Source organism: Halanaerobium saccharolyticum, assembly GCF_003259895.1.
Lineage (GTDB): Bacteria > Bacillota > Halanaerobiia > Halanaerobiales > Halanaerobiaceae > Halanaerobium > Halanaerobium saccharolyticum_A.
The window spans coordinates 16,898-31,569 of the sequence record NZ_QLME01000008.1 but is presented as its reverse complement, the minus strand read 5'-3'; the positions used below and the strand labels follow the sequence as shown (position 1 = coordinate 31,569).

Genomic DNA, 14,672 nt, shown 5'->3' with positions numbered 1-14,672 from the left:
CTTTCAAATGCTTAAAAAATAAAATTGAATAATCTGGTTAGAACTCCCGGGGCCTGCTTATCTCCAACAACACCCTCACCTTCATATTCTATATTGGCATTACTAACTCTTTTAGAAGAAACCTCATTATCAAAATTAATATCCTGAGGTCTAATAACTCCTTCTAAAACTATTGTCTGGATTTCTCCATTAATTTTCACTCTTTTTTTACCCTGAATCTTTAAATTACCATTTTCTGCTAACTCAACAACCTGTGTAGTGATATCTGCCTCCAGAGTTCCACTTCTCTGGGTTGCGCCATCAGCTGTTTCCGAATCAGAGTAACTAAAATCGAAAAATGGCAGGAAATCTAAAATACCTCCACCCTCCTGAGCACTGTATTCACTACTCTGACTGGCATCCGAATTTGCACTCTGAATGGCACTTGCATCTTCTTCAATAACTACGGTGATAATATCACCCATTTCATAGTCTGGATAATCCTGATATAAATCTTTAGAATTATCACTCCAGAGCGATTTTGAAGCTGCTGGAGAAACGGCTATAAAAACAATTAATAGTATTATACTTGCTACTTTTAATTTTTTTAAACTCATTTTTTGCACCTCACTTAATCTGAGATCATTTTAACCTCAGTTGGTGAAACCACTTCAGCCTGGAATTGATAACCACTATTTAGATTTTCAACAGTTATCATCTCACCAATTCTTCCTCTTTCTTTAGCTTCTACAAAGGTAGAAACATGAATATTATTAACACTAAGCCTTAAATTTAATTTCTGACCCCATTTTACCACATAGGGAACTTTTAAATTATCTGATCTTAAAATATCCCCCTTTTTTAAAGACCGTGACAGCCGCACATTATTTAAATCAATCTCTGACCAATCCTTAATCAACTTTTCTGGGTCACCAGAAATCTTTTGTTCTTTTATTTCAAAATCCGATTTTTTTATCCTGGAATTAATACTCAAATCCCTGCTTGCAGTTAGAATCTCAAGCAAAAGACTAATTTTAACCGGATAAAAAACACCGCGCACTTGTTCACCATTCTGCCAAACTTCCAGCTTTACATTTGTATTTGGAAGTGATAAACTTTGATTTTCGGCAACCTTCAGTTCATAATCTCCAGCTGGTATTTCAACCTGATTAAGAGAAGACCTGCTTTCAATTATCAGCTGTTCTGCCTCAAAATCAAGATTAGACTTTAGATAATCTTCAACCTGGGCAGCAATTTCTGCCTCAGTGATCACAGAACTTTTGCGGCTGACAATTACAGTTCCCGGCATCTGCAGCTTAAATTGATTTTTTTTATAACCCAGATTTTGAATAGTTAACTCTACCAGCACCCGACTCAATCTTTTTTGATAGCCGGGATTAGGAGAAGATTTAAAACTTAAATTTCTTAACTCTTCTACCGCTGCAGCAGAAAGCTCCGGAGCTCTAATTTCTGCTATTTCAGCCAGGGTAATCTCCAAAGCACTGACCTCTACTTCTTCATTTATTTTGATTTCGAAAGCAGCAGCACTAAAAGTTGTAATTCCAAATATTAAAACTGTCAGGATAATGATTAACTTCTTCAAAATTTTACACCTCTTACTACTGCTTTAATCATAATTTATTATCTCTTTAACTGATTTGCAGTCTGCAGCATCTCATCTGAAGCCTGGATAGACTTAGAATTTGTCTCATAAGCTCTCTGAGCTGCAATCATATTAACCATTTCTTCTACTACCTTAACATTAGACATTTCTAAAAATCCCTGAGTAACTGTACCAAAACCTTCCTGACCAGGAACTCCCTGCATTGCCTGTCCAGAAGCAACTGTATCTGTATACAAATTCCGTCCTTCACTGGAAAGACCGGCTGGATTTGCAAATCGATATAACTGAATCTGCCCCAACTGCTGGTTTTCGCCATCTACAATAGCATTTACTGTTCCATCAGAAGTAATTGCAATTTCTGTTGCCTCCTGAGGAATCTGAAAACCAGGGTCAATCTGATAACCATCTGAAGTAACTACATTACCATTACTATCCTGTTTAAAAGAACCGTCTCTTGTATAAGCAAAATTACCATCAGGCAGCTGAACTCTAAAAAAACCATCTCCCTCAATAAGCATATCTAGAGGACTATCTGTATTTTGAATATTTCCCGGAGTAAATATTTTTTGAGTACTGTTAACTTTTGAACCATGTCCAATCTCAATCCCTGTGGGTATTTCTGCTCCCTGAGCATTAGGTGTGCCGGGCTGTCTCATATTGGTATAAATTAAATCTGCAAAATTAATTTTTGATTTTTTAAATCCACTTGTATTTACGTTTGCAAGATTGTTAGAAATCACATCAATATTAGTCTGCTGTGAGTTCATTCCTGTTGCTGATGTCCATAGTGCACTAATCATATTTTTCCACCTCAATTATATTTTGTTGAAGCAGACATCATAAATACTTAGCTTAATTAATAACTGCCGTCTCTTTCGGTCAACAGCAGTAAAGAGCTTCCTTCTTCAGGTCCGGCTCTATTTAAGTAAATATTTACGCCTGTCCTACTTCGTTGATCACTTTGTTTAATGATTGATCAATACTGCTAATCACCTTTTGATTTGACTCATAATGACGGGTAGTCTTAATCATCTTTGCCATCTCTTCTACAATTTTAACATTGGATCCTTCTAAATACCCCTGAGCTATTCCAGCTTCACTTTCTACGACAGCTGCTCCATCCTGAGCGGCATAGAGATTATCACCTTCCTGCACCAGTTCTGCCTCATCTTCAAAATTAACAAGATCAATTTGAGCCCCCTGCAGACCATTATTAAAAGTAATCTGTCCATCTGCACTGACTCTAAAATCCTGATCAGGGATTAACTGAATTCGCTCACCTGCAGTATCTAAAACATGATTTCCAGTCTGAGTTACAAGCTCCGAATCAGCATTAATGGTAAAATTGCCATCCCGGCTGTATCTCTCGCCTGCTTCAGTTTCAATTACAAAAAAGCCTGCTCCCTCAACCGCAAAATCAAGACTATTTCCGGTTTGTTGAAAAGCCCCCTGGGACATATCTTTAAAAGAATTTTCCAGATAAGCACCAGTTGATAATTCACCAATTTCCTGATCAACTTTACCAGCTTCAATTCGACTTAAAAGCATTTCTGGAAATGAGCGGGTGATACCTTCTGATTTTTTGAAACCATTTGTATTAACATTAGCCAGATTATTGGAGCGAATATTTGTCTTTTTCTCCAGCACATCCATCGAGGAAGCAGCTGTATATAAACCTCTAATCATTTTAACACCTCCTTTTATTTCTGATTGTTCTTAAGCATTAGTTTTTTGTCTTAATTCTTTATTCACCTCGGTAAAGGCACATCTTGATATTTTATTTCTGATTATCATTTTATCTTTACTGCTTAAAAGCTGTACCCCGGGGAAAATACAATTATTAACTTTAATAACTGCTTCATCAGAAGCGGTAAGCTGTTCTTCTAACTCTTCAATCTCTTCTTTCAGTTCTACTTTTCTCGTTTCAAGCTCATCTTTAGTTGTCTTTAATTTAGTAAACATTTCTTTTTTATTAGGGGGTAATTTTATCCCTTTTTCTTTCATTGCTTTTAATAAATCAACACTCTTATTGACCTTATCAAGGTTATCTTCCACTGTTTCCAGCTCATCTTTGGCAGCCTTAAAATTCTTTCTTAACTCTGGTTCAAGACCAATTTCTACATATGTTTTTGTAGCCAGGCTGGAACCAATCATATTGGCTTCTATTATATTTTGAGCCATTACCCGCCCTCCAACAATTAAACCTTTACCACCATTGACAATAATACTGTCCTTAGCGGTTACGTGGCTGTGCATAATTGCCTCATGAATGCGGACATTATTCGCTTTTATCTCGGCATTCTCTACAAAACGAGCATTTACATCACCTTTAGCAATGATTTTGCCCTTGTTTCTGCCTAAAAATCCTTTTTTGATTAAAACACTGCCTCCACTTTCAATTTCTGCAGCTCCAACATTACCACCTATTTCGATATCATCGGAAGCCTTAACTATAAAACCTTCTCGCACATTACCGCCGATTTTAACACTACCAACAAAATCAATATTACCTTCTTCCAGATCTACATCACCTCGAACCTGGTAGACAGGATCAATTGATATTTTCTGGCCGTCTCTAACTATCTGGCCATCTTTAGCAGCATAGACACTATCATCTTTACTGACAGTATTTTTAGCTCTGGGAAGTTTAACTGCTTTTGAAGCTGGAGGTTCTATCACGTTACCAAAAACATCTATTCCGGCTTCCCCTTCAGTTGGATCAACCAGAGTTACAATTTTTTCACCCCTACGAACATTATTTATTAAATTCTTGGAGTGAAAATCCATTGTTCCATCTTCCCGCATTGTACCAACTTTCTTTTCCTTTTCTTCAAAATGGTAAATTAAATATCCATCTTCACCTGGTTTAGCGGCTTCTCCTTCAGCTATTACCTCTTTACTGACCGGCTGGCGTCTTTTTAATACTTTTTTTATCCTGGACTCATTTATACCATAACTAATATTTTTTTCAGCCAGAAGTTCTTTTAGATCCTCATATGTAACTTCTCTGCCATCTCTGCCGGGAGTAAAATCAAGCACAGCCTTTAAACCATCACTGGAAGTTTCAATATTTATTTTATCATCCTCTGAAGGTAAATTAATATTTTCAGCTACTTTAAACCAGTTTTGATCCTGAATAGTCAGCTTATCTTTTATTTTATCATAATCTGCTTCCATAATGCTATGTTTTTTTAGAAAATCCTCTATTTCCATTATATCCGGATTGTTTTCTAACCTTAACTTTAGTAGTACCTCATCTTCAGTAAACTTAAGCAGACAATTTTTGTCTTTTCGATCAACCTGCTCTTTCATCACTTTGATTACCTACCTCTCATTAGAAAAAATATTCTTTTGATCTACTTAACATTCCCCTTAAACGCCGGATTGCCTGGCTGTGAATCTGGGAAACCCTTGCAGCAGACAGCTCCATTACTTCTGCTATTTCGACCTGAGTTAATTCTTCGTAGTAATATAAAGTTAAAACCAGTTTTTCATTTTTCGAAAGCAGCTCAAGCTTTTGGGTCAATAAATTTAGTGCTTCTTCATCTGTTAGTTTATCAACAGCCTGATCTAAGTCAGCAGCAATTAATTCCATTAATTCCACACCTTCAAATTCATGGGAAAGCGAAATCCAGTTAGCCAGCTGACTGTGTCTTTCTATAGTATTCAATCTATCTTCTTTGATTCCTGCCAGCTCTGCTAGCTTTGATTGATCTGGTTCTCTGCCTGTTTCAGCTTTAAAATTCTCTCTTTCTTCTTTTACCAGTTTGAGTTCCCGGCGCATATTATCAGGCAGCCAGTCTTTGCTTCTTAAATAATCATAAATTTCTCCCTTAATCCTGGGTAAGGCAAAAGTAGAAAATTCAACTCCTCTTTGATAATCAAACTTCTCCAGAGCCTCAATCAAACCTATAATCCCATAACTTTCTAAATCTTCAGCCTCAATATGATCTGGAAGCATGATAATTATTCTTCCCACAGCATATCTTACCAGTCCCAGATGTTTTAAAATAATTTCCTCTCTGGCCTGTTGATTATCATTAACTTTGTAGTTTTTCCATAGTGATTTATCTACAGCCATAATAATCTTCCTTTAGTAAGTATATATTAATTGTTGCTTTGCTGATAATCAAAATCCTCTGTATTAAGTGCTGAAAATCCTTCACTTTCAAATTCATTATCAACTGCAGATTCTTCAAACTCCTGATTTTCGAACTCTGAGGTCTCTGTATTTTCTTCTGCTTCTGGCGATAAATCAGTAATTTCTTCCTCAGAATCGTCTGCTTCTTCCTGGTCAGATTCGGAATTGTAATTTTTAATAAGATAAAAGCTTAATTGAATAAATAAAGCCATTAAAGTTGTATAGATAAGAAATCTTAAACCTAAATAGAATACAGTTTCCAGGCTTTTCCGGACCAGTAAATTATAAACCACTGCAGCTGTATATGTAATTAACCCCATAATAAGTGAATTTACTAACATCTATCTCAAACCTTTTTTTCTGCTTTTTCTCTGATAGGCAAAAATCCACTGAATAATTTCTTCTCGCTGCTCTTCTTCTATTTTCAAAAATTCAACTCCATAATTATAGAGTTCATTATTTTCCCTGTCGATTCTTACTATCTTTGATTTAATAAATTCTTTTGGTTTTAAAATGTTCTTTAAATTAATTAATATTTCTTCCCCTTTTTCAAATTTCTTTTTTAACTGAATCCCAATTCCGCCGCCACTTATATCCTGCAGACGAGCTTCAGCAAGCTTTTTAGGATAATTTTTATCCTCAATCATTTTATAGACATCAACTGTACCGGTAACATCCAGCCTGAAATAATCACGCCGCTGAATCCGGGTCACTGAATCAGACTCCTCAATTAACAGTAATGGTATCGGCTTATTGGTTCTTTTCAAAATTTTTGATTCAAATTTATAGGCCGCCCGATCAGTAGTATAATAAACATTAACCAGCTGATTAAGTCTAATTGGAAGTGGTGATCCTTCCCGATAAAGACCGGTAATAATAACTCCTGCTTCCACAAAATCAGCAACTTTGCTCAAATAGTTTCCCTGATAGGTGCCTGTTAAAACCTCAATTTCGACTTTTTGGTTTATTTCTAACTGCTTCATATTCTCAACTCCATCAACTATTTAACATGTTTATTAAAAAAACCAACCATTTTGTGAAAATAACTTTTTACACCACTTGCCTGCTGTTCCTTTTCTTCTCCAGCTATTTTTCTGGCTACTTTTTCAAAATCTCTTGCTGCTTTTCGATTTGAAAAGATTTCTGCATAGGGCTTTTGTTTTCGTAAAGCAGCACTAATTTTACGGTCATGGGCGATACTCCCAACTAAAGTTAAATCTAAATCCAGATAATTTTTTACAGTTTTAATTATTCGTTTTGCTGTCTTCGCTGCGCCTTTTTCGTCTTCTGTCTGATTTATAACCAGCTTAATAGATTTATGATACTCATGATTTGCCAAAATCTTAATCAGACTGTAACTATCCATAACTGAAGTTGGTTCTGTGGTTAATAATAAAATCAACTCTTCTGCAGCCAGTATAGTATTCACAATACTCTTTGCTGCACCGGCTCCCAGGTCAATCAATAGATAATCGTAATTTTTTTCTATCTGATCACCAAGCTCAATTAATTTCTGCATAGCATCATTCTGGATATCAATAAAACTGTCATCCCCGGTAATCCCACTTAGAAGTTTAATTCCCGCCGGGCCTTCGATCACTGCATCATCCAGACTGCATTCCCCACGCAGAAGATGCCCCATGTCGTAATTGGGCTGTACTCCCAGCATAATATCAAGATTGGCCATCCCTATATCACTGTCAATAATCAGCACTTCTTTGTTCAGTTTGCGTAGATTATAGGCAAAGTTAACAGTAAAGGTTGATTTACCAACTCCACCTTTACCACTTGCAATTGCTATGGTTCTGGTAGAAGAAGCATTAAATTCTGGAGTTCCTTTTTCTTCCCTTTTCTGCTGCATTATTTCTTTAAGCTTTGCCGCCTGACTACGCATAAAAATCACCAAATAAATATTTGTAAATCTGATCAGCTGTGGCTGCTTCAAGATCTTCGGGAACATCCTGGCCAAAAGTTAGATAAGAAAGCGGCAAATTATAATTTTCTTTAATATTAATGATATCCCCATAACTGCTGGTCTCATCCAGTTTGGTCAGCAGAGCACTGTCCGGCTCCAGTTCGGAGAATTTAGAGACGATACTCCTTAAATCACTGCTCTTTGTGTTTAAACTCAACAGCAGATGAACTTCATCCACAAAACTGTGATCTACATACCCTTTTAATCTCCCCAGCTGCAGCTGATCCTTCCAGCTGCTGCCTGGTGTATCAATTAAAATCAAATCACAGTTTCTAAACTGGCCTCGAATCATTTCTTCCAGTCTGGAACTGCTGTAACAGACTGCAAAAGGAATATCGATAATTTTACTGTAAGTCTGCAGCTGTTCCACTGCAGCAATTCTATAAGTGTCTGCTGTAATCAAGCCAACATTTTTATTTTTATCAACTGCAAAATGAGCTGCAATCTTTGCCATAGTTGTGGTTTTACCAACACCAGTTGGACCAATAAATGAAATAATTTTTTGATCTGAAGTAAGTTTTATTTCACCATTATCTGAAAAATAGAAGCCTAAAAATTCTTTTAATTGATTTTCAAAATCAGCATCATCACCTGTATCAATTTGAGCGTCCATCTGTTTTAAAAAAAGATTTACATTTCTGCTGTCTACTCCCTGATCCAGTAGATAATTATATAATTGATTGCTATTATTTAACTTTTTATTTTGATTACTGCCGTTAGAAGTTTTATTTTGAAATTTATTTTGAAATTTCTGAGCAGCTGTTAATTTTCTTTCTTCATTTTCACTCTGCTGTCCCTGGATCTTATTGTTTTTATTAAAATTCTGTTTGTTCCTGTTCTGCTGCTGGTTTTCTTGAGGCTGATAATTATATCTCTGTTGATTACTTTGCTCTTCAGTTAATTTTTCGCTAAAATCAGCCTTTATATTTTTTTTATCCAGCTGGTCCTGGCTGTCCTTTTTTTCTTCAGCTTTTTCTTCAACTTTTTCTTCAACTTTTTCTTCAGCAGAATCGGCAGCAGTTTTTAAATCAGTTATAAATTCTTTGATTGCATTTTTATTTTCAGGATCCTTACTGGCTGTTTTCTGGATCTTTGTTCTATCAACTTTTTTTGAATTTCGGCCGTAATTTGAGATTTCTACAACATCATCTACCTGTTCACCCTTATTGTCTGAGGGTTCAGTATTTGAGCTGCCGCTTTTAGCTTCTAAAGCAGCTACTACCTCAAACATTTCTCTGCCAAAAAAACCAAAAAGTCCTCCCTTTTTAAACTTCCGCTTATTTACAATAACAGCTTCTGGTCCTAAATCTGCTTTTACCTGAAAAATTACATCCTGCATTGTTTCACCTGTATATTTTTTTACTTTCATTTACTTTACAACCCCCTGAACCTGTAGTTCAACATCAGATTCCAGTTCATTAAAAGAGAGTACTGTCAGATCGGAGAAAGTACGGTGTACCATCTCTTTAATTGGTCTTCTGATCATTGGTGAAGTTAATAATATTGGTTCTTTACCCTGCTCTAATAACTGTTTAGCCTGCTGCACAATATTATTAATTAAATTTTGAGCTTCAGCTGGCTGTAGTGATAGATAATTCCCCTGATCTGATTGTTCCAGGGAATTTGCAAGTTTTTCTTCCTTCTGTGGATCTATAGTAAAGACATTTAAGTTATTAGCTTCATCGGTAAACTGATTGCTGATCTGTCTGGATAATCCCTGACGAACATATTCAGTTAATATTGTCTGATCTTTGGTTCGACCTGCATGATCAGCAAGAGTTTCTAAAATTAAGACTAAGTTTTTGATTGGAATATTCTCCCATAATAAATTCTGTAATATCTTTTGAATTTCTCCTAAATTCATTAAGTCCGGAATTAATTCATCTACAACTGCCTGATTTTCCTCTTTAACATTATCAATTAATTTCTTAACTTCTTCTCTGCCCAGTAATTCGTAAGCATGAGACTTGATAATTTCAGTTAAATGAGTTGCCATTACTGAACCCGGATCTACAACAGTGTAGTTAGCCATTTCAGCTCTTTCTCGCTGTTCAGCTTCAATCCAGATGGCTGGAGTTCCAAAAGCCGGTTCCTCTGTATCTATCCCCTCAATATCTTCAAAAGTATCACCGGGATCCATCGCCAGATACTTATCAGCAAAAAGCTGATATTCGCTGATCTCAACTCCCTGTAATTTGATTTTATAGGTGTTGGGCTGCAGCTGTAAATTATCTACAATCCGGACCGGTGGTAAAATAATTCCTAAATCCATAGCAATCTGTTTTCTAATATTGGCCACTCTATCTAAAAAATCTCCACCCTGCTCGGGAAGGACCAGAGAAATTAAATTATATCCTACTTCAATCTCTAATTTATCAACCTTAATTAGCTGCTTGATTTCCCGTTCTTTCATTTCCTGTTTTTCTTCCGAGCTTAACTCCGGTTTTTTCTGTTTAGCTTTTTCCCTGGGAGTTTCAATCTCAGCAGTTCTAATAATTAAATAACCCATGGTAGCAATAAATACTGCCAGCACTAAAAATGGAAGAGTTGGTAAACCAGGTACAAAACCAAGAATCATTAAAACAGCAGCAGCTATAAATAAAGCTTTTGGCTGTTTTAAAAGCTGTTCTGTCATTTCATTACCCATGTTATTGTCAGAGGCGGCTCTGGTCACAACCATACCGGTCGCTGTAGATATTAACAGGGCCGGGATTTGAGATACCAGACCATCACCAACAGTTAATAATATATAAGTTTCGGCAGCCTGAGCAAAGCCCATATTCTGCTGCAGCATACCAATTACCAGACCGGCAATAATATTAATAAAAGTGATAATAATACCTGCAATAGCATCACCTTTGACAAACTTACTGGCACCATCCATTGCTCCATAAAAATCTGCTTCCTGACGAATTTTTTCTCTTTCTCTTTTTGCTTCATGTTCATCAATAATACCGGCATTTAAGTCAGCATCGATACTCATTTGTTTACCGGGCATAGCATCCAGAGTAAAACGGGCTGCTACTTCGGCAACTCTTTCTGCACCTTTGGTAATTACAACGAGCTGAATAATTACCAGGATTAAAAAGATAATCAGACCAACAACATAGTTACCTCCGACAACAAAATCACCGAAACTTAAAATGATTTCTCCAGCATATCCCTGACCTAAAATCAGTCTGGTTGTAGAAACATTTAGTCCCAACCTGAATAAAGTTGCAAAAAGTAAAAGGGAGGGGAAAACTGAAAGATCAAGCGGTTCAGTTGTATAAATGCTCACCAGAATAACAACCATTGAGAAGGTTATATTTGCAGCCAGCAGCATATCTAAAAGCATAGTAGGAAGTGGAATAATAAACATTACTATAATTCCAACTACCATTAAGGCAAAAACAATATCCATATTTTTTGTTATATTTGTAAAAGCTGCACTATTATCCACTAATAAAATTAACCTCCATCACTTAAAACAAAAATCTACATATAATACATAACTATTATATCAACAATCAGGTAAAATTAAAACCAAAAACAGCAATTAATGCAGTAATCTTATTAATTTCTATTTTGAAATATTTTTGCGAGTATTTCAGCAACTGCCTGATAAAGTTCTACCGGAACCTGGTCTCCAATTTCAGCCATTTTATTCAACGAACGAGCAAGAGGTTTATTTTCTATTATTTCAACCTCTGCTTCTCTTGCCTTCTCTTTGATTTTCTGGGCAATAAAGTCCTCACCCTTGGCCACAATTACCGGAGCTTCCATTTCATCTAAGTCATATTCTAAAGCCACAGCAATATGGGTCGGGTTAGTGATTACAACATCTGCATCTTTAACAGAAGACATCATTCTGTTCATACTCATCTCACGCTGTCTCTGTTTCCGCTGCTGCTGAATCATGGGATCTCCTTCCATCTCTTTTCTTTCCTGTTTAACTTCATACTTAGACATTTTGAGATCCTTATTATGCTGCCAGCGCTGATAGAGTAAATCTAATACTCCCAGCACAATTAAAGCAGCAATTATCGCAAAGGCCATTCTGGATATTAAGCCAGCAATAGCAATTAATGATTCATTTAAACCCTGATGAATACTTTTTTCGAATATTTCAAGATTGCCCATTAAAAATCGATAAGCAATGGCTGCAATCATGGCCAATTTAAATAAAGATTTTAATAATTCCACAACACCTTTAAGGGAAAAGATATTTTTGGCCCCTTTGATCGGATCAACTTTTTTTAGATCAGGAACCAGTGGTTTGGTAGTAAAAAGTGCCCCGATTTGCAAAAAATTAACCAGGATACCCGCAAATGCTGTCACAATCATAATCGGATAAATTGCTTCAACAACACCATAAAAAGCATCATACAAAATATTAAAACTCATATTAATTGTAAATGGCTCTATAATTAAATTTTTAAAATAATACTGGATTTGATCTAAAAGCCCCAGGAATATCTGCTGCATCAAAAAATAAAGAAACATAAAACTTGCCAGTAAAGTAACAGCCTGACCAATTTCTTTCCCCTTGGCTACATTACCTTCTTCTTTAGCTTCTCTTTTCCGTTTCGCCGTGGGTTGTTCAGTTTTTTCTCCAGTTCCACCATCTGCCATAAATTTTACTCCTTTTATTCAAACTAAGCTAAAAGTATTCTCCAAATACTGTTAATTAAAATTATAAAAATTGATTAAGGTGCAATCAGCCGAAAAAGAGCTGGTATTTCATTAATTACATTCATTATTATTTCCGAATAGTAATTATTTAAAACCGGCATTAAGACGAATAATAGAATCAAGCCGGCCATAATTTTAATTGGCAGCCCAATCACAAAAAGATTCATCTGGGGTACAGACCTTGCCAAAAAAGCAAGTATAATATCTATAAAAAAGATTGCACCTGCAATCGGCAGCGCAATTTTAACACCCAGAACAAACATATCAGCGCTTCTTCTAAAAAAATACTGCCAGAGTTGAGAAGAAAAATTAACTCTACCCGGTGGTATGATCTCAAAGGACTCATATAAATGCCTGACTAAATAAAGATGACCATTTAAAGCCAGAAAAAGCAAAGTCACAAATATATTATTTAGCTGACCAATAACTGGAGAATTCGCCCCACTAAAAGGGTCAACTACATTTGCTATTCTAAAACCCATCCGCATATCAATTATTTGTCCACCAAGTTGTACTGCTGAAAAAACTAAAAAAACAGTAAGTCCCATAAAAAGGCCAATGCTGGCTTCACTAATAATCTCAACAATTACCAGTAAATTATTGTCCGGAGACACTGGAGGATACATTCCCGAAACCAGAGGGAATGTTAAGACAGCTAAAGTCAGTGCAACCAGAACTTTAACCTGATATAAAATTACTTGACTGCTAAAAACCGGAGTTAAGAGCATCATCCCAAGATAGCGGCTAAAAATAAGGAAAAATAAATATATATATTCATTAATCATTAAATTTTCTATCAATTTTTGTCAGCCCCTAACCCACATAGGTTGGGATTGTCCGCAAAAGTTCCTGTACAAATTCTACCACTGTTGTCATAATCCAGGGGCCAAAAAATGCTATTGAACCCAGCACAGCAAATATTTTCGGCACAAAAGCTAAGGTCTGCTCCTGAATCTGAGTTGTAGCCTGAAAAATGGCAACCAAAAGTCCTGTAATCAGACCGGCACCTAAAACAGGCAGCACAACTATAATAACTATAAATAACGCCTGGCGTCCAACATCAAGGACTACTGCTTCTCCCATTATTTTCAACTCCTAAATTATTAAAGCTCACAGCTCATATATTTTAAGCTGTATAAATTCATTACATAAAAGTTTCTACAAGTGAACCAATTAAGATGTGCCATCCATCAGCCAGCACAAACAGCAGGATTTTAAACGGTAAAGAAATAATTACCGGTGGTAACATCATCATTCCCATTGACATTAAAATACTGGCCACAATCATATCAATCATCAAAAATGGTATGTATAATAAAAACCCTATCTGAAAGGCAATTTTAATTTCATTAATTAAAAAAGCAGGTATCAAAACAAAGGTGGGTAAATCTTCCCGGGTCTCCGGTCGTTCAATCTCAGCTATATTAGTAAATAAAGCTAAAGAACGCTCATCAACCTGATTGAACATAAATTCTCTGACTGGACTAATAGTATTTTGATATGCTTCCTCTAAAGATATTTCTTCTGCTAAATAAGGCTGCAGGGCATCCTGATTGACTCCCTGCCAGACTGGTGCCATAATAAAAATCGTCAAAAAGATTGCAATTCCTATTAAAACCTGATTAGGCGGCATATTATTTAGGGCAAGAGCTCTTTTTAAAATGGAAAAAACAATTATAATCCTGGTAAACGAGGTAAAGAGAATTATGATTGCTGGAGCTAAAGACAGAATTGTTAAAAGCATTAAAATCTGCAGTGACATTACCAGATCGTCACCCTGATTTTCAGCATCTCCACCTCCAATTTCAAAAGAAACGTTAGGAAGATTAAATTCCTGAGCAGAAGCTGAAAGAGTTACACTAAATAATAGAAACCCGATAAAAATCAGTAAAAATAATTTCTTAAGCATCCGGATCACTGCTGTTAGAATTATTGTCTTTAGCTATAAGACTTTTCAATTTTTCCTTGAAATCAGTTTTATTTTTATTTTTTTCTAATTCCCTGGAATTTAAATCAATTTCATCCAGAGGCCAGCTTCGAAGATAATTCAGTTCTTCTTTGCTGCCGCCAAGCATTACAATTTCATCAAAAACCTTGACCAGATAAATTGTTTCTCCATTGGCAAGCCTCATCGTATCAATAATTTCCATCTGTCGGGAATTATTTAAATTAAATCTATTTTTTAGCAAATAATAAATAGCCAGAATAAAACCAATTACTAAAACAAGATAAAATGTTATTTTAAATGTTTCCCATAAATAATCCATTATATCACCAGC

16 protein-coding genes are annotated in these 14,672 nt (G+C 35.8%); all 16 read right to left on the bottom strand.

Features of this window, described 5'->3' with window-relative positions; translation table 11 throughout:
* Positions 1–11: 11 nt before the first annotated feature.
* The 16 genes from C7958_RS07050 to C7958_RS06975 all read right to left on the bottom strand — a co-directional run bounded on the left by C7958_RS07050 (position 12) and on the right by C7958_RS06975 (position 14,660).
* Positions 12–596 carry a flagellar basal body L-ring protein FlgH gene (locus C7958_RS07050; protein ID WP_111571972.1) on the bottom strand — a complete coding sequence of 195 codons (585 nt, stop codon included), beginning with the start codon at positions 594–596 and terminating at the stop codon, positions 12–14.
* Positions 597–610: 14 nt separating this feature from the next.
* Positions 611–1,582 carry a flagellar basal body P-ring formation chaperone FlgA gene (flgA, locus tag C7958_RS07045; protein ID WP_111571971.1) on the bottom strand — a complete coding sequence of 324 codons (972 nt, stop codon included), beginning with the start codon at positions 1,580–1,582 and terminating at the stop codon, positions 611–613.
* A 38-nt stretch (positions 1,583–1,620) separates the two neighbouring features.
* The gene (gene flgG / locus C7958_RS07040) at positions 1,621–2,403 is read right to left on the bottom strand and encodes a flagellar basal-body rod protein FlgG (RefSeq protein WP_111571970.1); all 783 of its coding nucleotides are present in this window, start codon (positions 2,401–2,403) and stop codon (positions 1,621–1,623) included.
* 133 nt (positions 2,404–2,536) lie between these two features.
* A complete protein-coding gene (gene flgF / locus C7958_RS07035; RefSeq protein ID WP_111571969.1) occupies positions 2,537–3,289 on the bottom strand; it encodes a flagellar basal-body rod protein FlgF in 753 nt (250 codons plus the stop codon).
* Positions 3,290–3,319: 30 nt separating this feature from the next.
* Positions 3,320–4,915: a DUF342 domain-containing protein gene (locus C7958_RS07030; protein ID WP_243834291.1), complete on the bottom strand. Its 1,596-nt coding sequence runs from the start codon at positions 4,913–4,915 to the stop codon at positions 3,320–3,322.
* 22 nt (positions 4,916–4,937) lie between these two features.
* Positions 4,938–5,684 carry a sigma-70 family RNA polymerase sigma factor gene (locus C7958_RS07025; RefSeq protein ID WP_111571967.1) on the bottom strand — a complete coding sequence of 249 codons (747 nt, stop codon included), beginning with the start codon at positions 5,682–5,684 and terminating at the stop codon, positions 4,938–4,940.
* A gap of 26 nt (positions 5,685–5,710) precedes the next feature.
* A complete protein-coding gene (locus tag C7958_RS07020) occupies positions 5,711–6,085 on the bottom strand; it encodes a hypothetical protein (RefSeq protein ID WP_111571966.1) in 375 nt (124 codons plus the stop codon).
* Positions 6,086–6,727: a flagellar brake protein gene (locus C7958_RS07015; RefSeq protein WP_111571965.1), complete on the bottom strand. Its 642-nt coding sequence runs from the start codon at positions 6,725–6,727 to the stop codon at positions 6,086–6,088.
* Positions 6,728–6,744: 17 nt separating this feature from the next.
* A complete protein-coding gene (locus C7958_RS07010; RefSeq protein WP_111572045.1) occupies positions 6,745–7,638 on the bottom strand; it encodes a MinD/ParA family protein in 894 nt (297 codons plus the stop codon).
* Positions 7,631–9,088 carry a flagellar biosynthesis protein FlhF gene (locus tag C7958_RS07005; protein WP_111571964.1) on the bottom strand — a complete coding sequence of 486 codons (1,458 nt, stop codon included), beginning with the start codon at positions 9,086–9,088 and terminating at the stop codon, positions 7,631–7,633. The genes C7958_RS07010 and C7958_RS07005 overlap by 8 nt, the downstream gene beginning before the upstream one ends.
* Entirely contained in the window at positions 9,089–11,122 is a 2,034-nt protein-coding gene (gene flhA, locus C7958_RS07000; RefSeq protein ID WP_347877297.1) for a flagellar biosynthesis protein FlhA, read from the bottom strand.
* A gap of 152 nt (positions 11,123–11,274) precedes the next feature.
* A complete protein-coding gene (gene flhB, locus C7958_RS06995; protein ID WP_111571962.1) occupies positions 11,275–12,333 on the bottom strand; it encodes a flagellar biosynthesis protein FlhB in 1,059 nt (352 codons plus the stop codon).
* A gap of 74 nt (positions 12,334–12,407) precedes the next feature.
* Positions 12,408–13,193, bottom strand: coding sequence for a flagellar biosynthetic protein FliR (gene fliR, locus C7958_RS06990; protein ID WP_111571961.1), 786 nt, complete (start codon positions 13,191–13,193; stop codon positions 12,408–12,410).
* 13 nt (positions 13,194–13,206) lie between these two features.
* Positions 13,207–13,476, bottom strand: coding sequence for a flagellar biosynthesis protein FliQ (fliQ, locus tag C7958_RS06985; RefSeq protein ID WP_111571960.1), 270 nt, complete (start codon positions 13,474–13,476; stop codon positions 13,207–13,209).
* A 61-nt stretch (positions 13,477–13,537) separates the two neighbouring features.
* A complete protein-coding gene (fliP, locus tag C7958_RS06980; protein WP_111571959.1) occupies positions 13,538–14,302 on the bottom strand; it encodes a flagellar type III secretion system pore protein FliP in 765 nt (254 codons plus the stop codon).
* Complete coding sequence (locus tag C7958_RS06975) at positions 14,295–14,660, bottom strand: FliO/MopB family protein (protein ID WP_111571958.1); 366 nt, start codon at positions 14,658–14,660, stop codon at positions 14,295–14,297. Before C7958_RS06975 ends, fliP begins: the two co-directional genes overlap by 8 nt.
* Positions 14,661–14,672: the final 12 nt, after the last annotated feature.

Bases quoted from the DNA above. Each gene is read 5' to 3' on its own strand.
- C7958_RS07050 (WP_111571972.1), bottom strand. From the start codon at position 596: ATGAGTTTAAAAAAATTAAAAGTAGCAAGTATAATACTATTAATTGTT.
- flgG (WP_111571970.1), bottom strand. From the start codon at position 2,403: ATGATTAGTGCACTATGGACATCAGCAACAGGAATGAACTCACAGCAG.
- flgF (WP_111571969.1), bottom strand. From the start codon at position 3,289: ATGATTAGAGGTTTATATACAGCTGCTTCCTCGATGGATGTGCTGGAG.
- C7958_RS07030 (WP_243834291.1), bottom strand. From the start codon at position 4,915: ATGAAAGAGCAGGTTGATCGAAAAGACAAAAATTGTCTGCTTAAGTTT.
- C7958_RS07025 (WP_111571967.1), bottom strand. From the start codon at position 5,684: ATGGCTGTAGATAAATCACTATGGAAAAACTACAAAGTTAATGATAAT.
- C7958_RS07020 (WP_111571966.1), bottom strand. From the start codon at position 6,085: ATGTTAGTAAATTCACTTATTATGGGGTTAATTACATATACAGCTGCA.
- C7958_RS07015 (WP_111571965.1), bottom strand. From the start codon at position 6,727: ATGAAGCAGTTAGAAATAAACCAAAAAGTCGAAATTGAGGTTTTAACA.
- C7958_RS07010 (WP_111572045.1), bottom strand. From the start codon at position 7,638: ATGCGTAGTCAGGCGGCAAAGCTTAAAGAAATAATGCAGCAGAAAAGG.
- C7958_RS07005 (WP_111571964.1), bottom strand. From the start codon at position 9,088: ATGAAAGTAAAAAAATATACAGGTGAAACAATGCAGGATGTAATTTTT.
- flhA (WP_347877297.1), bottom strand. From the start codon at position 11,122: ATGGATATTGTTTTTGCCTTAATGGTAGTTGGAATTATAGTAATGTTT.
- flhB (WP_111571962.1), bottom strand. From the start codon at position 12,333: ATGGCAGATGGTGGAACTGGAGAAAAAACTGAACAACCCACGGCGAAA.
- fliQ (WP_111571960.1), bottom strand. From the start codon at position 13,476: ATGGGAGAAGCAGTAGTCCTTGATGTTGGACGCCAGGCGTTATTTATA.
- fliP (WP_111571959.1), bottom strand. From the start codon at position 14,302: ATGCTTAAGAAATTATTTTTACTGATTTTTATCGGGTTTCTATTATTT.
- C7958_RS06975 (WP_111571958.1), bottom strand. From the start codon at position 14,660: ATGGATTATTTATGGGAAACATTTAAAATAACATTTTATCTTGTTTTA.